14 protein-coding genes are annotated in these 18,899 nt (G+C 62.5%); 5 read left to right on the top strand and 9 right to left on the bottom strand.

The window, feature by feature from the left end:
* Nucleotides 1–40: 40 nt before the first annotated feature.
* The 5 genes from NPS58_RS05510 to NPS58_RS05490 form a co-directional block, all read right to left on the bottom strand.
* On the bottom strand, nucleotides 41–1,534 hold the full coding sequence (locus tag NPS58_RS05510) for an efflux transporter outer membrane subunit (protein WP_274114254.1): 1,494 nt from the start codon (nucleotides 1,532–1,534) through the stop codon (nucleotides 41–43).
* A complete protein-coding gene (locus tag NPS58_RS05505) occupies nucleotides 1,531–4,707 on the bottom strand; it encodes an efflux RND transporter permease subunit (RefSeq protein ID WP_274114252.1) in 3,177 nt (1,058 codons plus the stop codon). The genes NPS58_RS05510 and NPS58_RS05505 overlap by 4 nt, the downstream gene beginning before the upstream one ends.
* Nucleotides 4,704–5,870, bottom strand: coding sequence for an efflux RND transporter periplasmic adaptor subunit (locus tag NPS58_RS05500; RefSeq protein ID WP_274114250.1), 1,167 nt, complete (start codon nucleotides 5,868–5,870; stop codon nucleotides 4,704–4,706). The genes NPS58_RS05505 and NPS58_RS05500 overlap by 4 nt, the downstream gene beginning before the upstream one ends.
* 158 nt (nucleotides 5,871–6,028) lie before the next feature.
* Complete coding sequence (locus NPS58_RS05495) at nucleotides 6,029–7,528, bottom strand: DUF1254 domain-containing protein (protein WP_274114248.1); 1,500 nt, start codon at nucleotides 7,526–7,528, stop codon at nucleotides 6,029–6,031.
* A gap of 57 nt (nucleotides 7,529–7,585) precedes the next feature.
* Entirely contained in the window at nucleotides 7,586–9,151 is a 1,566-nt protein-coding gene (locus NPS58_RS05490; RefSeq protein WP_274114246.1) for an arylsulfatase, read from the bottom strand.
* Between the two features lie 291 nt (nucleotides 9,152–9,442).
* Between NPS58_RS05490 and NPS58_RS05485 the strand changes: the two genes are divergently transcribed.
* On the top strand, nucleotides 9,443–10,117 hold the full coding sequence (locus tag NPS58_RS05485; protein ID WP_274114244.1) for an NADPH-dependent F420 reductase: 675 nt from the start codon (nucleotides 9,443–9,445) through the stop codon (nucleotides 10,115–10,117).
* Between the two features lie 40 nt (nucleotides 10,118–10,157).
* Here the strand turns inward: NPS58_RS05485 and NPS58_RS05480 are convergent, their stop codons facing one another.
* Entirely contained in the window at nucleotides 10,158–10,604 is a 447-nt protein-coding gene (locus NPS58_RS05480; RefSeq protein ID WP_274115365.1) for a MerR family transcriptional regulator, read from the bottom strand.
* Nucleotides 10,605–10,776: 172 nt separating this feature from the next.
* On the opposite strand from NPS58_RS05480, the gene NPS58_RS05475 reads away from it, so the two are divergent.
* From NPS58_RS05475 to NPS58_RS05460, 4 genes are all read left to right on the top strand, one after another.
* Entirely contained in the window at nucleotides 10,777–11,607 is an 831-nt protein-coding gene (locus NPS58_RS05475; protein ID WP_274114243.1) for an alpha/beta fold hydrolase, read from the top strand.
* Between the two features lie 113 nt (nucleotides 11,608–11,720).
* On the top strand, nucleotides 11,721–11,933 hold the full coding sequence (locus NPS58_RS05470) for a PLD nuclease N-terminal domain-containing protein (protein ID WP_274114242.1): 213 nt from the start codon (nucleotides 11,721–11,723) through the stop codon (nucleotides 11,931–11,933).
* Between the two features lie 95 nt (nucleotides 11,934–12,028).
* Nucleotides 12,029–12,904, top strand: coding sequence for a universal stress protein (locus NPS58_RS05465; RefSeq protein WP_274114241.1), 876 nt, complete (start codon nucleotides 12,029–12,031; stop codon nucleotides 12,902–12,904).
* 831 nt (nucleotides 12,905–13,735) lie between these two features.
* A complete protein-coding gene (locus NPS58_RS05460) occupies nucleotides 13,736–15,094 on the top strand; it encodes an 8-oxoguanine deaminase (protein WP_274114240.1) in 1,359 nt (452 codons plus the stop codon).
* A gap of 266 nt (nucleotides 15,095–15,360) precedes the next feature.
* Here NPS58_RS05460 and NPS58_RS05455 read toward each other — a convergent pair whose 3' ends face one another.
* The 3 genes from NPS58_RS05455 to NPS58_RS05445 all read right to left on the bottom strand — a co-directional run bounded on the left by NPS58_RS05455 (nucleotide 15,361) and on the right by NPS58_RS05445 (nucleotide 18,894).
* Nucleotides 15,361–16,452 (bottom strand): DUF3616 domain-containing protein, encoded by a 1,092-nt coding sequence (locus NPS58_RS05455; RefSeq protein WP_274114238.1) that lies wholly within the window; start codon nucleotides 16,450–16,452, stop codon nucleotides 15,361–15,363.
* A 122-nt stretch (nucleotides 16,453–16,574) separates the two neighbouring features.
* Complete coding sequence (locus NPS58_RS05450; protein ID WP_274114236.1) at nucleotides 16,575–17,729, bottom strand: iron-containing alcohol dehydrogenase; 1,155 nt, start codon at nucleotides 17,727–17,729, stop codon at nucleotides 16,575–16,577.
* Between the two features lie 10 nt (nucleotides 17,730–17,739).
* On the bottom strand, nucleotides 17,740–18,894 hold the full coding sequence (locus NPS58_RS05445; RefSeq protein ID WP_274114234.1) for an iron-containing alcohol dehydrogenase: 1,155 nt from the start codon (nucleotides 18,892–18,894) through the stop codon (nucleotides 17,740–17,742).
* Nucleotides 18,895–18,899 lie beyond the last annotated feature (5 nt).

Genomic DNA, 18,899 nt, shown 5'->3' with positions numbered 1-18,899 from the left:
TGCTGTTGACGAAAGCTTGAAGCCTCCCAACGGGGGAAGGTCAAGGCCTGGCGCTGATCTGTCGCACAAATGACAAGCTTTTGCTTTCACCCGCGCCGCTGCAGTCCTGGTCCGGCTGCGTGCAAACCTCCCAGCCACCCCCCAGCGCCTTGTAGATGCTGACCACCGCCAGGCGCTGATTGGTACGGGCGACCGCCAGCGCACGCCGACTGTTCAAGTCGGATCGCTCGGCCTCCAGCACCTCCAGGTAAAGCCCCTCGCCTGCTGAAAAACGCTCCCGCGCAAGACGCGCTGCCTCGCGACTTGCCGCTGACTCCAGCAGCTGGAGCGCCAGGGTGCTACCTGCGGCACCATAGCCTTTGAAGGCATCATCGGTTTCCTGCAAGGCGCGCAACAGCGTCTGCTCGTAGAGGAGCAACGCTTGCTGGCTGCGGGCCTCGCTGGCGGCAATCCGCGCGCGCACCCGCCCACGATCGAGCAGCGACCAGCGAATCACCGGGGCAATGAAGTTCGAGGGGGCTCCGGCGTCGTTCAACGCATCAAGGCTGCCGGCAACCAGGCCGAGCGAACCCCGCACCTGCACCTCGGGATACAGGCCGGCGGTCTCCACGCCGATCTGCGCCGTCGCGGCGGCAAGGTTGCGTTCGGCTGCGACGATATCGGCACGCCGAGCCAGGAGCCCGGCGGGGTCGCCTATCCCGATCGTTCGAATGGCCAGGGTGTGTAGCTCGGCTGAAGCAGCAGGCAACCCGAAGGTCTGCGGCGCCTCACCGAGAAGCACCGCCAAGGCATTGCTGGACGCTGCGCGGCGCCGTTCAAGGTCCGGGGCGGTAGCCTCTACAGCGTGCAGGAACGCCTCGGCACGCAGCCGGTCGACTTCGTGGGCGGAACCCGCTTGGACAAGGCGCTCGACCATGTGCAGGCTTTCGCGCTGGCTTTTACTGATGTCGTCAACGACTGCCCGTTCGACTTGCAGACCACGCAGTTCGAACCAGGTGGCCGCCACCGCCGCAGCGACGCTGGCTTGCACATCGCGCAGCAGCGCCTCGCGCGAGCCCGCTTGGGCCTGGGCCGCCTCCACGGATCGCCGCACGCGACCGAACAGGTCGATTTCCCACGAGGCATCGACTGAAGCGCGATAGGTCTCGATATGCCGCGCCTGCCCGGAGGGTGTTTCAGCATCGCTGCGCTTGAAACTTTCATAACCGAAGGCAGGCCCGCCGCTCGGCAGGAAGCTTTGGCGGTTCTCGCGCAGAATGGCCTTGGCTTCTTCAAGGCGCATGGCTGCGATGGCGATGTCATGGTTGGCGGCGAGTGCGCGCTGAATCAAGCTCACCAGCACCGGCTCATCAAAGGCGCGCCACCACTGGACCTCGACATTTCCCGGGCCGAGCCCCTGCGAGCCCTCCCCGAAACTGACCGGATAGCGCGCCGTCGCCGATGGCGCAGAATAGTCGGGGCCTACCGCCGCACACCCGCCCAGCAGCAAGGCCGCGCCAAGGGGTAGCAGCAGGTTCTGGACAAGGTTTTTCATGAGCTGCTCTCCTCCAGCTGCGGCTGCAATTTTTCCCTGTACCGCTCCCAGCGAACCGTCAGGGCGCGGATCAGCACATAGAAAACCGGTGTCAGGAACAAGCCGAACAAGGTCACCCCGAGCATCCCGGCAAACACCGCGACGCCCATCGCCTGGCGCATCTCGGCCCCGGCGCCGCTCGCCAGCACCAGCGGCACGACACCGGCTATGAAGGCAAGCGAGGTCATCAGGATTGGCCGCAGCCGCAATCGGCACGCCTCGACCACCGCGTCCAGCGTGCTCGATCCCTGGGCTTCCAGCGTTCGTGCAAACTCGACAATGAGAATGGCGTTCTTCGCGGCCAGGCCCACAAGCACGACCAGGCCAATCTGCACGAAGACGTTGTTGTCGCCATCCACGATCCACACGCCGATGATTGCGCTCAACAGGCACATCGGCACGATCAGCAGCACCGCCAGCGGCAGCAACCAGCTGTTGTACTGCGCCGCGAGGATCAGGTAGGCGAGCAGTACGCACAGCGGGAAGATGAACAACGCGCTATCACCGGCCAGTTTCTGCTGGTAGGTCAGGTCGGTCCACTCAACGCTCATGCCTTCTGGCAACACCTCCTTGGCGAGACGCTCCATGACCGCCACCGCTTGCCCCGAACTGACCCCGGGCATCGCGCCGCCGGTGATATCGGCCGAGGGGTAGCCGTTGTAGCGGATCACCCGGTCCGGGCCGGAGCTCGGCGAGACCGTTACAAACGAAGACAACGGCAACATCGCCCCCGCCTCGTTGCGAACCTGCAGGCGGCCGATGGCTTCGGCCTGCATGCGATGGTCGGCATCGGCTTGGGCGGTCACCTTGTAGGTGCGGCCAAAGCGGTTGAAGTCATTGATGTAGAGCGAGCCCAGGTAGACCTGCAGCGACTCGAACACATCCGCAAGCTTCACCCCCTGGCTTTTCGCCTGGGTACGATCGATGACCACGTCGAGCTGCGGCGCATTGATGTCGAAGCTGGTCATCAGCCCTGCCAGCTGGCCAGACTCGTTGGCCTTCATCATCAGGATCCGGGTCTGCTGGACCAGGGCTTCAAGGCCAGCACCGCCACGGTCCTCGACCTGCATCTTGAAACCACCGGTAGCCCCCAGGCCAGGCACCGGCGGTGGCGGGAACACGCCGAGAAAGCCGTCGGGAATCGTGGCGAATTGCGCTTGCAGGCGCCCGGCAATCGCGGCCGCCCCGAGCTCAGGCGTCGCGCGGTCCTTGAACGGGTCGAGCATGATGAAAATCACTGCGGCGTTCGGGACATTGACGAAGCCATTGATCGACAGCCCGGGGAACGCAACGACGCTTTCAACACCGGGTTCGGCCAGCGCAACCTTGGACATCTGCTTGACCACGCCTTCGGTGCGATCCAGCGATGCCGCGTTCGGCAATTGGGCGATGCCGACCAGGTAGTACTTGTCCTGCATCGGCACGAAGCCCGGCGCAACGGCCTGGAAGCCGAAGAAGGTCAGGCCCAGGAGCCCAACGTACACCAGTAGTGCCACCCCGCTGACCCGCACGACCTTGCGCACGGTGTTGCCATAAATACCCGGGACACGCTGCAATGGCCGCCCTAGCGCTTGCAGCACAGCCGCAACGCGCCCCTGCAGGCTGTGCGGATCACGGGCGATCCCGGCCTTGCGCGGACGCAACAGCATGCCGGCGAGTGCCGGGCTCAGGGTCAGCGAGTTGACCGCCGAGAGAATGGTCGAGATGGCGATGGTGAGCGCGAACTGGCGATAGAACTCGCCCTGCAAGCCGCTCAGGAACGCGGTCGGGATGAATACCGCAGCGAGTACCGAGGTAATCGCAATGATCGGACCGGTCACCTCGTCCATGGCACGCCGTGCCGCCTGGAGAGGCGGCTCGCCATTCTCGATATGTCGCTCGACGTTCTCGACCACCACGATCGCATCGTCGACGACGATACCGATTGAAAGTACCAGGCCGAACAACGACAAGGTGTTGAGGGAAAAGCCCATCAGGTGCATCACGGCGAAAGTACCGACCAGGGACACCGGCACGGCCATCAGCGGGATCAGCGAAGCCCGCCAGTTGCGCAGGAACACCACGACCACTATGACCACCAGCAGGATCGCTTCGAGCAACGTGGTCGCCACCGTCTCCAGCGAAGCGCGAACGAACACCGTCGGGTCATAGGCAATGCGCGAACTGAGTCCTGCAGGGAAGTTACCTTCAAGCCGCTGTACGGTTTCACGCACCGCCTGGGCAACATCCAGAGCATTCGCACCGGGGCTCTGGATGATCTGCAAGGCAACCGCCGGTTCGCCATCGAGCAAACTGCGCAGTGCATAGGCATCGCCACCCATCTCGACCCGTGCGACATCGCGCAGCCGGGTCACCTGGCCGTTGTCGCCGGTGTGAATGATGATGTCAGCGAACTGCTGTTCGTCGCTCAAGCGGCCGAGGGTGTTCACCGTGATCTGGAATGCAGCGGTGGAATCGGGCGCTTGGCCCACCGAGCCGGCCGCCACCTGTACGTTCTGTTCACGTACTGCGCCAATCACGTCGCCAGCGGTCAGCCCGCGCGCGGCAATCAGGTCCGGGTCGAGCCAGAGGCGCATGCTGTACTCGCCAGCGCCCCACACCAGGACATCGCTGACACCCTGGATGCGGGACAACTCGTCGCGCACCTGGAGGTAGGCGTAGTTCGAGATGTACAGGGGGTCGTAGCGTTTGTCGGGCGACAGCAGGTGAACCACCATCAGAATGTCCGGCGAGGTCTTTTGTGTGACCACGCCCTGGCGCTGCACCTCTTCGGGCAACCGCGACAACACGCGCGAGACCCGGTTTTGCACCTGGACCTGAGCCATGTCGGCGTTGGTCCCCTGGGCAAAGGTGACCGTGAGGATCATTCGGCCATCCGTTGCCGATTGCGAAGACATGTAGAGCATGCCCTCCACACCGGTTATTGCCTGCTCGAGCGGTGCCGCGACTGTCTCGGCGATGACCTTGGGGTTGGCGCCCGGATAGGCGGCGGTCACTTGTACAGTGGGTGGCGTAACCGCCGGGTATTCACTGAGGGGCAGCTGGAAGAAGGCCACCGCGCCTGCGATCATCATCAGCACCGAGAGGACGATGGCGAAGATCGGGCGATCGATGAAGAAACGCGGAAACGTCATGGCGCGTCTCCTACGATGTTCGACAGGTCGATTGGCGTGCCGTCGATCGCAGCCACCTGAGGAGCGATCTGCATGTCAGGGCGCACCAGCCCTTTGACGACAATGCGCTCCCCGGCGTGCAGGCCTTGATTGATGACACGCAAGCCATCGATCATCGGCCCCAGCTCCACCGGCCGGTATTGCGTCTTGTTGCCTTCATCGACCACCAGCACATAACGGCTGCCCTGGTCGGTACCGATTGAATGATCGGCGATCAGCACCCGATCCTGCGGCGCACCGGTTTCCAGCCTGACCTTGGCAAAAAGCCCCGGCGTCAGCTGGCCATCGGGGTTGTCGACAATCGCACGAACCCGCACCGTACCCGTTCCACGATCAGCAGCGTTGGACAGGAAGTCCAGGCGACTGGGGCGTGAATAGGCGTTGTCGGTCAGCAGCGCCACCATCACCTTCGGCGCCTGCGAGGCATCGGCAACCGCTTTGCTCCGCCCAGGTGCCAGTGAGCGCAGGTATGTGCGTTCGTCGACATCGAAATACACATGCAGCGGATCGACCGAGACAATGGTCGTCAGGGGTGTCACGCCATTGGTGACATAGTTGCCCTCGGTGACCTGCACATGGCCGACACGGCCACTGATCGGCGCGGTGACGCGGGTGAAACTCAGGTCCAGTTGCGCCGCCTCCAGCGCTGCCCTGGCGGCGTCTACCTGGGCTTTGCCGGCATTGCGCGAGGCAATCGCCGTGTCCAGGCGATCGCGGGCAACCACTTTTTTGGCAAACAGCTCTTCAGCCCGGGAATGTTCCTGCTGGGCCAGCAATGCTGCCGCCTCGGCCTCCCGCAGGCGCGCCGTAGCGACATTCAGCGCAGCCTGGAATACCCGTGGATCGATGAGAAACAGCCTGCTGCCTTTTTCAACCAGGCGTCCTTCCGGCACGCTGACGTCCTGGATATAGCCAGCCACGCGCGGACGCAGTTCGACCCGTTCGACGGCAGTGAGCGAACCTGTGAACTCGACAAAGGGCGTTACCGGGCGAACGATCACCTCTGCAACCGGAACACTGGGTGGTTGCGCCGGTGCGGCGGACGGCACCGTCTCCTTGCAGCCAGCCAGCGTGAGCGCGACACCTATCGTCGCAGAGATCAGGGTTACGCGGTTGCGCTTCATCGTGTGCCTTCCTCGGCTGGATTCGACTTGTATGTGCTGAGATCAATCAGCTTTCGAATCAGTTATCGGACTTGACACATCAGGAAGGTCAACAATTTTTTCGCGCAACAAATCGAGTCAAGGGCTTACCCGGGCAAGCCCTTTTCTGTCGGATCCGGCTAGTGAGTGACCACCTTCACTGTTGGCGGAACCCAGGTCTGGTCGAGCACGGTTTGCTTTGGCAAGTACGCTCGCAGCAGCATGCTGAAGCGGCCTTGTTCTGGCGTCGGCAACCAATTTGACTCTTTATCCGGGCCAGGTGAATCAGGCTGTAGGTAGAACGTCGTCGAACCGTCTGCATCCTGTTTGACGCCAGGGGTGCGACTGCGTATCGCATATCGGTCGATGGGGTTATCGACGAGGTTGAAGTCAGGGCCGTACAGGGTGACTGACCAAAACTCATTGACGGGAGGCAGCTGGCCTTTTTCGAAACGCAGCGTGTAGTGATTGGCGCCGTTGAATACCTTGCCGTCTACATCGACATACGCCGGAAAGTACACCGCCTCCTCGGCGTCGTTGCAGATGATCCCGCCTTTGGCACACGCCGCACGCCCGCCGAATTCGTCGGTCAACCCTTGGCGACCAAACGTATGCGGCGTGATCAGCCAGCCGTTGACCAACTTCGAACTGACGCCTTGAGTGGCCATGGCTTGCACCAGCCGTCGCCCTTCTGTCGCGGCGCGCGCCAAGCCCCGTTTTGTTTGCTCGTTGAGCCGATCGAAGGTACCGGCCTGGCCAGCACCGATGCCGACGCTGGCAAACAGCTTGGCCAGCTGCGCATCTTTTGCGGGTGGCGGGTTTTCATCCATCATTCGATTGATGGTTTTCCAGTCGGCCAGCGGATCGGCGCTACGCTCGAAGGGCTTCATGACGTTGCGGTTCTCGGGCAGCGCTACGCCCTTCTTGCCCCACAAACTGAGTGGGACAACTTGAAACTGTTGTTGGAGCTGGTTGACCGCTGGAACGTCTTCTGGCCCTGCGGTGAAGGTTCGGCCAAAAACCAGGGCGCTGGGCGTACGCGAGCGGATAATCCCCTTGATGCCGGCGGGTCGATCACCTTTCCAGTTCGGGCCAACCACCAGAAATGCGCCGGCCTTCGAACCGCTTGTACGCTTGCCTATAAACCCGAAGTTGTCGGCATACATGTCCGCCAGCTGGAAGGTGAAGTAGCGCGTGCCCATGTCTGGATGCGCTATCACCACGGGTTCCTTGCTCAGGTCAAGAAAGCCCCACGAGTAGAGGGTATCGTTATTCGGGGAACCGCCATCCTTATAACTGGCGTCGGCGATATTGGGGAAATGGTAGAAGTGGTTCGGTGCCGCATAGGGGTAGGAGGTTGCGTCATTGGCCCACTTGTAGCGAAGCTCGGAAAGATAGATCAGCGGGTAGGCGTAAATGTACGCCTGGATACCAACCGCGTAAGCGTACTCCTCCCGCCACCCCGCGGATTGGCCTGAAGCTGCGCTCAAGGCTACGGGAGTGGACGCTACAGGCTCACTGGCCGGGGGCTGGCCGGCAGAGACATAGGTGGAAACGCCAGCGACAAGGGCCGCAAGCGCAACATTGCGAAGTGTGCTTTTTACCGGGCATGAACGCGCATCGTCAGAGGTGTAATTCATGTCAGCTCCGTGCTGAGTGAAATCTTCGATGAGAGCAGTGTGCAAAGGGGCCGGCGCTTACTGGGCAGGCTTTAGCTGCTGAACCTGCTGCATGACTTTCGCAGCCTTGAGCGTCTGGTAGTTGACGTTCGCAGGATTGAGGTTCACGCCTTCCTGGAAGGGATACTGCGGCAAGGTGGCGAGAAACTTCTGGACCTTGTCCAGCACGGGCACGAACAGCCAGACCTGGTCAGCCATCCAGCGCGCATACATCCGTGACTCGTAGGGCGCCGTTTCGTACGGGTCCGCCTTCAGGTTGGTGATGATTGGCATGTTGCTGACCTTGCGCGAACCCGACGCTACGCCTCCCTCGACGTTGGCGAAACTCACTTTCCAGTCACGCCAGCGCAAGGCGTTCAACTCACCGCCCATGCCGAAGTACAGATACTCCTCGCGAGGGCTTTCCTTGGCTTCACCTTTGAAGAATGGAAGGAAGTCATAACCATCGAGGTGCACCTTGAATGGCTTGCCATTGAGGGTCATGCCCTGGGCGAGGCCTTCACGAAGATTGGGCAGGCCGGCCGCGGCGGCCAGGGTCGGCATCCAGTCGTTATGGGCAATCAGGTTGTTGCTGCGAGTGCCTGGCTTGAGCGTACCCGGCCACTTGACCAGCAGCGGTACTCGATGGCCGCCTTCGAAGGAAGAGCCCTTCTCACCGTGAAACGGTGAGCTGCCAGACTCGGGCCACGTGGCCTTCTGCGCGCCGTTGTCGGTGGTGTAGATCACAATGGTGTTGTCTGCGATACCCAGGTCGTCGAGCTTCTTCAGCAACTGACCGACCTGTTCATCGTGTTCGACCATGCCGTCAGGATAAAGGCCGATCCCGGTCTTGCCTTGCGAGCCTTCTTTCAGGTGAGTCCAGACATGCATGCGTGTGCTGTTGAACCAGACGAAGAAGGGTTTCTTGGCGGCATGGGATTTGTCGATGAAATTCTCGGCAGACTGCACGAATTCATCGTCGATCGTCTCCATGCGCTTTCGGGTCAACGGCCCCGTGTCTTCGATCTTGCCGTCCGCGTAGGAGTGGATCACACCGCGCGGGCCGTATTTTTTGCGGAATTGGGGATCTTTCGGGTAGTAGTAGGTTTCTGGTTCTTCTTCGGCATTCATGTGATAGAGGTTGCCAAAGAACTCGTCAAAACCATGTTTGGTCGGCAGGTGTTCGTCGCGGTCACCCAGGTGGTTCTTGCCGAACTGAGCGGTGGCATAGCCCTGTTGTTTCATGGCATCACCGAGGGTCGGTGCCCAGTCTGGAATGCCGTGGGGCGAGCCCGGCATGCCCACCGTCAGCAACCCCGTGCGAAAGGGATGCTCGCCAAGGATGAACGCCGCGCGCCCGGCGGTGCAGGTTTGCTCGCCATAGGCGTGGGTGAAGGTCGTGCCCTCTTTGGCGATGCGGTCGATGCTGGGCGTTTCGTAGCCCATCAGCCCTTGGTTGTAAGCGCTGATATTGCTGACGCCGACATCATCGCCAAAGATCACCAGGATATTCGGTTGAGGTGCAGCAGTGGCTTGCGTGATGCCCCCCAACAGCGGGACGGCCACCAACGCAACGCGCATGAACCATTGTCGAGCACACAGCATTTCTTATTCTCCGATCAACGAGTTGTGCAACTGGGCAGCGAAGCAGCGGCGGCCGGGAATCAGAAGCCTCCATGGCCTGTGCATGATCGTGCTGATTGGCTGCCACTGTTGTTCACAACTGAACAATGCGCGTTAGCACTGTCGGACAAATTGTATTCATGCCCGGTGTGATGCCTTTGGTTGATGCCACTGTATTGAGGGGAGTGATCGGTCGATACGGTCTTTTTGCAAGACGCTCGAGGCCGGCTCGACTACGGTGATAACAACCCCGTTCAATCAGGAGCGCAGCACATGGTCAGAACTCTCATGCTGATGGTCGCCGGCCTGGTCCTGTGCGCCAGCCAGGCGATGGCCGATTCCCTCAAGATCGGCGTGATCGGTGCCGGCAAGGTCGGTGGCACGCTGGGTACGCTGTGGGCAAAGGCCGGGCACGCCGTGATGTTCTCGTCGCGCCACCCCGAGACGCTGACCGACCTGGTCAGCTCCGCTGGTCCCAACGCCAGGGCAGGCTCGGTAAGCGAGGCCGCGACCTGGGGCGAGGTGATTGTGTTGAGTGTGCCCTACGGCGCGATGCCGAGCTTGTCCGAGCAGCTCAAGGGCAAGCTGGACGGCAAGGTGGTGTTGAGCACCAGCAACCCCTTCAGCGGCCGCGACGGCGAGGTCGGGGTTGCGGCGCTGGACCAGGGTGTTGCCCAGGCCGACCAGCAGTATCTGCCCGGTGCGCACCTGGTACGGGCGTTCAACGCCCTCGGCTATGCCGCCATGAAAGATCAGTCTGGCAACGGCAAGGCCCTGCCGGTGTTTGCCGACGACGCCCAGGCCCGGGAGGTGGGTGCTCGCCTGGTGCGCGATGCGGGGTTCGTGCCGGTTCTGTTCCCGCTGTCGAGGGCCAATGAAGGACTTCCAGGCGGTCCGCTCGGCGGGGTGTGGAGCGAGGCGGAGCTCAAGGGCAAGGTGGGGATGTAGGGGAGCGCCGGACTTGTTGGCTTGAGGGCCGCTCGCGGGGTTACTTGGCAGGCGTGCCTTTACGGCGGCCTGCGGCCTCCCCGCCCTCTTCGCGCAGGCGATGCAGCAACAACTGGGTATTGTCCACGCAGGCCATGCCTTCGGGCTTGCTCTCGATACCCTCGATGACCAGCAGGAGTTGCGCTTTGTTCTGGGCCAGCCGCTGTTGCAGGATCTCGATTTCCTCGACCTTGCGCTTGAGCCCGCCAAGCAGTCCTTCGTGACGCCAACCGTTCGCATTCGTCGGCAGCAATTGACGGATTTCCTCCAACGAAAAACCCGCAGCCTGTGCGCCCGTGATGATCTCCAGGACCCACTCGGTGTCAGGTGCGTAGTCCCGGTATCCATTGGCTTTGCGCGCTACCGACTTGATCAGGCCGCTCGCTTCGTAGAAGCGGATGCGTGACGGCGCCAATCCGCTGATTTTCGCCAGTTCGCCTATTCTCATAGTCCACCCAAAAAAAGCCATTGACCTTGAAGCTGACTTTAAACCTAAAGTGATTTGGCGGCCAAGCGGCGAGCCGCCTGTTGGGATGGGATCGGCTGCACTCTGTTCAATAACGGCCACGCTCAGCACACGATGCCGATCGTGGCCGCCCTTTCATACAGGAGATGCGAACATGGGGTATGTCACTACGCAGGACGGTGTCGAGATCTTTTACAAAGACTGGGGCCCACGCGATGCCCAGGTGGTCTTCTTTCATCACGGCTGGCCACTCAGTTCGGACGACTGGGATGCGCAGATGCTGTTCTTCCTGGACAACGGCTACCGGGTCGTTGCGCACGACCGCCGCGGCCACGGGCGATCCAGCCAGGTCTGGGATGGCCACGACATGGATCACTATGCCGATGACGTGGCGGCCGTGGTCGACCATCTTGGCGTACAGGGTGCCGTCCATGTGGGGCACTCCACCGGTGGTGGCGAAGTCATTCATTACATCGCTCGCCATGGCCAGGACCGGGTACGCAAGGCCGCCATCATCGGCGCCGTGCCGCCATTGATGGTTCAGACCCCAGGCAATCCTGGCGGCTTGCCGAAGTCGGTTTTCGACGACTTGCAGGCCCAGCTCAAAGCCAACCGCGCACAGTTCTACCATGACGTTCCAGCCGGGCCCTTCTACGGTTACAACCGCCCTGGCGCGAAACCATCGGAGGGCATCATCCGCAACTGGTGGCGCCAAGGCATGATGGGCTGCGCAAAGGCGCATTACGACGGGATCGTCGCCTTTTCGCAGACCGACTTCACTGAAGACCTCAAACGCATCACCATCCCGGTGCTGGTGATGCATGGCGATGATGACCAGATTGTGCCGTATGAAAACTCCGGACTGTTGTCGGCCAAACTGTTGCAGAACAGCACGCTGAAAACCTACTCGGGCTACCCGCACGGCATGCCCACCACCCACGCCGATGCGATCAACGCCGACCTGCTCGCCTTCGTTCGAGGTTGACCAATGGGGGAGCGGGTAATGCTCCTGCTCCCCTTCCCTTCTTTATCAGCCAAATCGGAATGAACCCTGACCATTTCGATGCACCTAACTTCCAGAACCCACTGGAGGCTTACATGGAAAACGGTCATATCTGGATCACGCTCGCAGTACTGATCACCCTGGTCGAACTCTGGGCCATCAAACGCATCATCGGCAGCAAGAGCCGGGCGGACCGCAAGATGTTGTGGATCGTGTTCATTGTTTTTGTGCCGGTGCTGGGCCTGATCGCCTGGGCAGCCGCCGGACCTAAATCGAGCCCTGGCGTGCCGATTTCACGAGAAGGCTGATTGCCCATCGGCGACAACAGGTGACGCAGGTCAAGACACCAGGCTCGGTTCGCGAGAGGATGGTCCAACGCACGGACTGCACAAGGAGCCCTACCATGTCCCCGTTGAACCACGTCCTGGTTGCCACTGACTTGTCCACCGCTGCCCGCAACGCGGCAGAGCGGGCGGCTGAACTGAGCAAGGCGCAGCAGGCCGCGCTGGATCTGCTCTACGTCGCCAATCCCGCCCCCTTCGAGCGTCTCAAGCAACTGGTGGTACCTGACGACGACTTGTTGAAACGCGAGCTGGAGACTGCAAGCGAGAAGACTCACGAACTGGCGAACAGGCTGTTCCAGCGCTATGAGATCGCCCCTGGCGTACAGGTCGCGACAGGCTCGGTCACCACGGAAATCACCCGCGTGGTGCAAGACAAGCGCAGCAACCTGCTGGTGTGTGGAGCGAAGGGGCAGAGCCTGGCCCGTCGCCTGCTGCTGGGCTCGACCGTGCAACGAATGCTGAGCCGCATGCTCTGCCCCATGTTGGTGGTCAAGCACCCACCCCGCGACGCCTACCGTACCCTGCTCGTTCCCGTGGATTTCTCGCCTTCATCGCTTCGCGCCATCAAACTCGCGCAATCGGTTGCCCCGCAGGCCGAAATCACCCTGCTGCACGTATACGAAGCCCCCTTCGAGGGCAGCATGCGCTTCGCCCACATCGACCAGGACACCCTCACCCACTACCGCAATGTCATCAAAAAAGACGCCGTGGAAAAACTCGCGGCCTTGAGCGACGTCGCGGGGCTGGTCAATGCCCGGCAAATCGTCGTGCATGGCGACCCGGCCTGGCGCATCGTCGAGCAAGAGCTGGAGCTGGACTGCGACCTGATCGTGATCGGCAAACAGGGTGAAAGCGCCCTGGAAGAGCTGTTGATCGGGAGCATCACCAAGCATGTCCTCAACGAATCCCAGTGTGATGTGCTGGTGTCACTGTAGAGGGCGAACGGCGCTGTCGCGGGGCCGGACGGCGCTTCCTCTGCGCGAGCAACTGTCTTGATCGGCCAGCTCGATGGGAGCGGATTCATCCGCGATCGGCCGCGAAGCGGCCGTAGTCCGGTTCATTGAGCCACCGCCGCCAGGTCTTGCGCCTGGCCGGCTAGCTGTGGCTCGGCGTGGAACCGGTAGCTGTGATCTTGGCGCCCGCGTGCGGGTCGAACCAGACCATGGGCATCGCGTCCGCCGGCGATTGCAGGCGAAAGGGGGTTGTTCGTCGGCGATCAGGATATGCTTCACCGTTGTCTGCATTGATCGAGAATGCTGGAAGCGTAGCGGGTGGCGACGCCGGGTGCGGGAGGGATCAGCCCCAGGCAATGCTTTATTCCCTGTATACAAAAATAAATTATTCTGGTTACATAATTCCACGCCTACGACACCGGTAATCGCCGCTGCGTATTGCGACGGTCTCACGCCATGCAACACCCACTGCTGCTCGCCCCCCTCGAGCGTCAATCACGAACGTCGTCCAGCGACGCCTTCGTCTTTATCCCGTTCGCCCACACCTCTTCCTGGCCCCCCATTGAGTACCTGCCGATCGGCGAGGTTTCGCAAGGTGGACGGGATCATGTGCCCATCACCTTGCGCCACGGCGTGGACCAGCCCAGGACAAGTGCCTTGGCAGTGTCCCTGCGCGCGCACGTGCACTGACCGATCCTGCCAACAAGGACTTGCCCCACGCAGTGCCGGGTTGCCAGGGCTTCGCTCACGCCACGCACCGTGCCTGCAACACAATCACGTTGAAAGCGGCCCCCATGCCGCAGAGGAATACGTATGCCCAAGACACTACTGGTCAAGAACGCCGAGCTTCTGGTGACGATGGATGGCGAGCGCCGGGAGATCAGGCGCGGTGGCCTGTTCATCGAGGACAACCTGATCAAGCAGGTCGGCCCCAGCGAAACACTGCCGCAACAGGCCGATGTGATTCTGGACATGGCCGGGAAGGTGGTCATTCCGGGACTGGTCAATACCCACCACCACATGTACCAGAGCCTCACCCGTGTCGTACCGGCGGCCCAGGACGGCGAGTTGTTCAACTGGCTGACCAACCTTTACCCCATCTGGGCACGACTGACGCCGGAAATGATCTCGGTGTCGACCCAGACGGCAATGGCCGAGCTGATTCTCTCCGGCTGCACCACCTCGAGCGACCACCTCTACATCTACCCCAACGGCTGCAAGCTCGACGACAGCATCCATGCCGCCGAAGAAATCGGCATGCGCTTCCACGCCGCACGCGGGAGCATGAGCGTCGGCCAAAGCCAGGGCGGCCTGCCGCCCGATTCAGTGGTGGAAAAAGAGAGCGACATCCTCAAGGAGTCCCAGCGCCTGATCGAGGACTACCACGACGCCCGCCATGGCTCGATGCTGCGCGTGGTCGTGGCGCCCTGCTCTCCGTTTTCGGTGAGCCGCGACCTGATGCGCGAAGCCGCGGTGCTCGCACGCCAGTACGGGGTGTCGATGCACACGCACCTGGCAGAAAACGTCAACGACATCGCCTACAGCCGCGAGAAGTTCGGCATGACGCCTGCCGAGTACGCCGAAGACCTGGGCTGGGTCGGCCACGACGTCTGGCACGCCCATTGCGTGCAACTCGACCAGCACGGCATTGAGCTGTTCGCGCGTACCGGTACCGGGGTCGCCCACTGCCCGTGCTCGAACATGCGCCTGGCCTCGGGGATCGCGCCGATCCGCAAGATGCGCGACCACGGTGTGCCGGTGGGCCTGGGGGTGGACGGTTCGGCCTCCAACGATGGTGCCAGCATGATCGGCGAGGTCCGCCAGGCGCTGCTGTTGCAGCGTGTCGGCTTCGGTCCCGATGCGATGACCGCTCGCGAAGCGCTGGAAATCGCCACGCTGGGCGGCGCCAAGGTACTCAACCGCAATGACATCGGCGCCCTGGCCCCGGGCATGGTGGCCGACTTCGTCGCCTTCGATCTTGGTCACGTGGCCTATGCCGGTGCCCATCACGACCCGCTGGCGGCCCTGGTGTTCTGCACCCCGACCCACGTCGACACCAGCGTGATCAATGGCCGTGTGGTGGTCCAGGACGGGCGCATCACCACGGTCGACCTGCCGCGGGTGCTGGAACGCCACAACCAGCTGGCCCGTCAGTTGGTCAGCGGCGACTGAGCCGTCCAGGCCGCTGCCCCCGACACTTCAGTACCCCGACGGGGGGTGAGCCCCCGTCACCCCCGCCCATTACAGGGGGGGCACTATGGCGCTCCAATTGTTCATCATTGACCGCAGACGCGACGCTAACGGCGAAACAGATTGCCGTACCCCTGAGCTTCGTAGGAGCAGACACATCTTGGATGTCGTGGGCGGTCACCCTCATTTATCGAAAATGGTCTACTCCTACTTTTTTCTTCGCTGATGCTGTGCTTGTCGCTGTATGACTAATCCAGGATGAACAGGTCAGCCTCCACCCCGGCGTCGCCGTGCTGGCGATGCCGGGCTGCCGAGTCATAGACGATCAACAGCCCCGCCTCGCCCTGCTCGCCCGGATCGAACAGGCACATGCCCTCGGCATGATCGTCACCTTGACCGAACGGGACCTCCAGCAGGGTCTCCAATTGGTCGGCAAACACCACGCTTTCTTCATCGCCTGCAAAGCCGCCACCCCAGCGCACGACCGCTACCGGACCATCCAGGTCCATGGTCGGCCCCGCCAGAATCAGCAGATCGTCACCGCTGCGGCACAGGTCACGTACGCCCAGGCCATTGAGATCGAAGAAGTGCTTACGGTAGCGGCGCCCCTGTGGGCCGATCTTCTTGAGCACCAGGGTGTCGGTCGAGCCGCTGTCCAGTTCGGGCTCGACCTCCAGCAGCACAGTCCAACCGCGAAGCACCGGCCCCCGCAACCCCAGCAAAAGACGCGGGCCGATTACCGCCAGCCCTTCGATGTCAAAACCGTTGTCTTTGCCCGGAATGTGCAGAAAGGCCTGTAGTTGTTCGTCCTTGGCGATTTCCGTGGTCAGGTCGTTGCCATGCTCGTCGCCTCGCAGCTGCGCCGCCGTGCGTCCATCGGCCTTTACCTTGCCTTGGAGCACATGGCTGCCGTCCTGCTGTACCACCGGGATGCGAGCCAGCAAAAAACGGTTGCCATCCGCCTCCACCGTCGAGAGCCGCTTGATGTTCTTCTGCGCAGACTTGCCGGCCTGGGCCTTCTTGCGCTTGAGGCTATGCGATCCCACCACCCAGAGGTAGCCGCTGTCCTCGGCATGGGCCAAACCTTCGATATCGATCTCGGCGTCTGGCTGGGGTATGGGCAGATCCAGGTATTTCATCAACGCAAACGACTGGTGTGCATCGCACGTCGGCACGTCGCCCGCAGCAGCGTCCCTGATGGTCAGGCGCTCCAGGCTCGTGGTTTCGTCATTGGCCACCCAGAGTGTGTCACCCATCTGCAGAGCGACCGAAAGGCCATCGCGCAGCGACGCAAGCGCCGGATCGAAGTGCAGTACCACAGCATTGTTTCGCTCGCTCATGAGCGCCCTCCTGTCGTGCGGGGTGAAGCGAACGCGCTGTTGTCGAGGCTAGTGGCTGGCCGACGACAATCAAGGCGCTCGCTAGTCCGTTTTTTCACAGTCGATAGAGCGCTGGAGCATAGTCAGTAAATGCCCCGATAGATGGCCTCCACCTCTCCTTCGGTCATGTCCCTGGGGTTGCTTTCGATCAGCCGCTGCAGCCCGTTCACCACATCCGCCGCCATGACCGGGATCGCCGCTTCATCGATACCCAGCCGCGACAAGCGCGTTTCCAGGCCGCTATCACCCACCAGCGCCTCGATGGCCTGGACGAAGGCCAAGGCTGCGCTGGCTTCATCGTCAAACGTTGCCTGCGGCAACAGGTGCGCGGCCAGTTCGGCATACTGCTGCTGCGCCGCCGGCAGGTTGAAGCGAATCATCGGCGCCATCACCAGGGCATTGGCGTGGCCGTGGGGAATGTGAAACCGCGCCCCCAACGGGTAGGCCAGGCCGTGAATCGCCGCCACCGACGCATTGACAAACGCCATGCCGGCCATCAACGAGCCCTGCAGCATCGCCGAACGGGCGGCGACGTCGCTGCCGTCGGCCAGTACCTTGCGCAGGTTGCCGCCCAACAGCCGCAGCGCCGTGGTGGCCAGACCATCGGAAATCGGGTTCTTGCGCGTGCGACTGGTGTAGGCCTCGATGGCGTGGACCATGGCATCCAGGCCGGTCGCCGCGGTGACCACGGTCGGCAGGCCAAGGGTCAGTTCCGGGTCGAGCACCGCCACGTCCGGCATCAGTTGCGCCGAATACACGGCCTGCTTGCGCTGCTGGGCATCGGTGATCACCGACACCCAGGTGACTTCCGAACCGGTCCCCGCCGTGGTCGGCATCAGCACCAGGGGCAGGCGCTGGCCACGCGCCTTGTCGGTGCCGTAGAGGTCTTCCAGCGGCTGGTCGCTATTGATCAGCAACGCCACCAGCTTGGCCGCATCCAGCGAGCTGCCACCGCCCAGGCCTAGCACGCCATCGGCCTCGAAGGCACGGCCCTGAGCAACCGCCCGTTCGACCACCGCTGCCGGTGGGTCGGCCACCACTTCATCGAACACCGCCACGGTGCAGCCCGCGGCTTCCAGTGCGGCGCAAGCCTTGCCGGCGAAACCGAGTTTGACGATGCCGGGGTCGCACACCAGCAGCACACGGCGCACAGCCAGCCCGGCAAATACCTTGCCGATACCCTGCAATGCCCCCGCCTCGCAGACGATACGCGGAACACTTCTGAACTCATGATTCATGGCGTACTCCTCACAGCACCGAGGCATAAATGGCGCGGGCATCTTCCCGGCTGACCGGGCGCGGGTTGTTGATCAGCAGGCGCTCGACTTTCATGGCGTCGTCGCTCAGCCGGTCGAGGTCCGCTTCGGTCACGCCCACTTGCGTCAGGTTCTGGGCAAACGGCATGCGTTCAACTAGCGCGGTCATGAAGGCGATAAAGGCATCGCAAGCCTGCTCCGGGCTGTCGAAGCGTTGCCCGGGCAGCACGGTGGCCGCCAGCTCTGCATATAACGCCAGCGCTGCGGTGCGGTTGAAGTTCAGTACCGGCACCAGCACCAGCGCATTGCTCAAGCCATGGGGCACATGGAAATGCCCGCCCAGTGGATAGGCCAGCGCATGCACCGCCGCTACCGGTGCGTTGGCAAAGGCCATGCCGGCCAGCATCGAACCCAGCAGCATGTCCGAACGCGCTTGCAGATCGCCAGGTTCGGCCAGCACACGGTCGAGGTTGCCGCCGAGCAGCCGCAGGGCCTGCAAGGCCAGGCCGTCCGAGAGCACGTTCTTCTTGTGCTTGCTGGTGTAGGCCTCGATGGCATGAACCATGGCGTCGACACCGGTCATGGCGCTCACCGCCGCTGGCAGGCCGACGGTCAGGCGTGCATCGAGCAAGGCGATGTCCGGGTAAAGCAAGGGGCTGACCACGCCCTTTTTTTCGTGGCTGGGGGTGGTGACGATGGCCACGGCGGTGACTTCCGAGCCGGTACCGGCCGTGGTCGGCACCTGGATCAGTGGCAAGCGCGGGCCCTTGGCCAGGTTGATGCCGTAGATGTCCACTAGCGCCTGCTCATGACCGCACAGCAACGCCACCAGCTTGGCGGTGTCCAGCGAGCTGCCACCGCCCAGGCCGATGATGGCCTGGGCGCGGCAGGCGTGCCCCGCCGCTACCGCATCGAGCACCGACGCCTCGGGCGGATCGGCCTGGACGTCGCTGTACAGGGTCACCTCGACCCCGGCCTCGCGCAGCGCCTGCATCGGTGCCTCCAGCAGACCGGCCCGTTGCAACCCGGGATCGCTGACGAGCAGTACACGCTCGGCGCCAAGTTCGCGGCACAGGGTGCCCAGGCGCAGGGCGCCATCGACTTCGCAGATCACACGGGGGGTGGTTTCAAAGGTAAAGGTCGACATGGCGG

The sequence above is a fragment of the Pseudomonas putida genome (assembly GCF_028682455.1).
Lineage (GTDB): Bacteria > Pseudomonadota > Gammaproteobacteria > Pseudomonadales > Pseudomonadaceae > Aquipseudomonas > Aquipseudomonas putida_AA.
This window is presented reverse-complemented; position numbering and strand designations above follow the sequence as displayed.

Excerpts from the sequence above, each read along its gene's own strand:
- NPS58_RS05510 (WP_274114254.1), bottom strand. The coding sequence starts at position 1,534 with ATGAAAAACCTTGTCCAGAACCTGCTGCTACCCCTTGGCGCGGCCTTG.
- NPS58_RS05505 (WP_274114252.1), bottom strand. The coding sequence starts at position 4,707 with ATGACGTTTCCGCGTTTCTTCATCGATCGCCCGATCTTCGCCATCGTC.
- NPS58_RS05500 (WP_274114250.1), bottom strand. The coding sequence starts at position 5,870 with ATGAAGCGCAACCGCGTAACCCTGATCTCTGCGACGATAGGTGTCGCG.
- NPS58_RS05495 (WP_274114248.1), bottom strand. The coding sequence starts at position 7,528 with ATGAATTACACCTCTGACGATGCGCGTTCATGCCCGGTAAAAAGCACA.
- NPS58_RS05490 (WP_274114246.1), bottom strand. The coding sequence starts at position 9,151 with ATGCTGTGTGCTCGACAATGGTTCATGCGCGTTGCGTTGGTGGCCGTC.
- NPS58_RS05485 (WP_274114244.1), top strand. The coding sequence starts at position 9,443 with ATGGTCAGAACTCTCATGCTGATGGTCGCCGGCCTGGTCCTGTGCGCC.
- NPS58_RS05480 (WP_274115365.1), bottom strand. The coding sequence starts at position 10,604 with ATGAGAATAGGCGAACTGGCGAAAATCAGCGGATTGGCGCCGTCACGC.
- NPS58_RS05475 (WP_274114243.1), top strand. The coding sequence starts at position 10,777 with ATGGGGTATGTCACTACGCAGGACGGTGTCGAGATCTTTTACAAAGAC.
- NPS58_RS05470 (WP_274114242.1), top strand. The coding sequence starts at position 11,721 with ATGGAAAACGGTCATATCTGGATCACGCTCGCAGTACTGATCACCCTG.
- NPS58_RS05465 (WP_274114241.1), top strand. The coding sequence starts at position 12,029 with ATGTCCCCGTTGAACCACGTCCTGGTTGCCACTGACTTGTCCACCGCT.
- NPS58_RS05460 (WP_274114240.1), top strand. The coding sequence starts at position 13,736 with ATGCCCAAGACACTACTGGTCAAGAACGCCGAGCTTCTGGTGACGATG.
- NPS58_RS05455 (WP_274114238.1), bottom strand. The coding sequence starts at position 16,452 with ATGAGCGAGCGAAACAATGCTGTGGTACTGCACTTCGATCCGGCGCTT.
- NPS58_RS05450 (WP_274114236.1), bottom strand. The coding sequence starts at position 17,729 with ATGAATCATGAGTTCAGAAGTGTTCCGCGTATCGTCTGCGAGGCGGGG.
- NPS58_RS05445 (WP_274114234.1), bottom strand. The coding sequence starts at position 18,894 with ATGTCGACCTTTACCTTTGAAACCACCCCCCGTGTGATCTGCGAAGTC.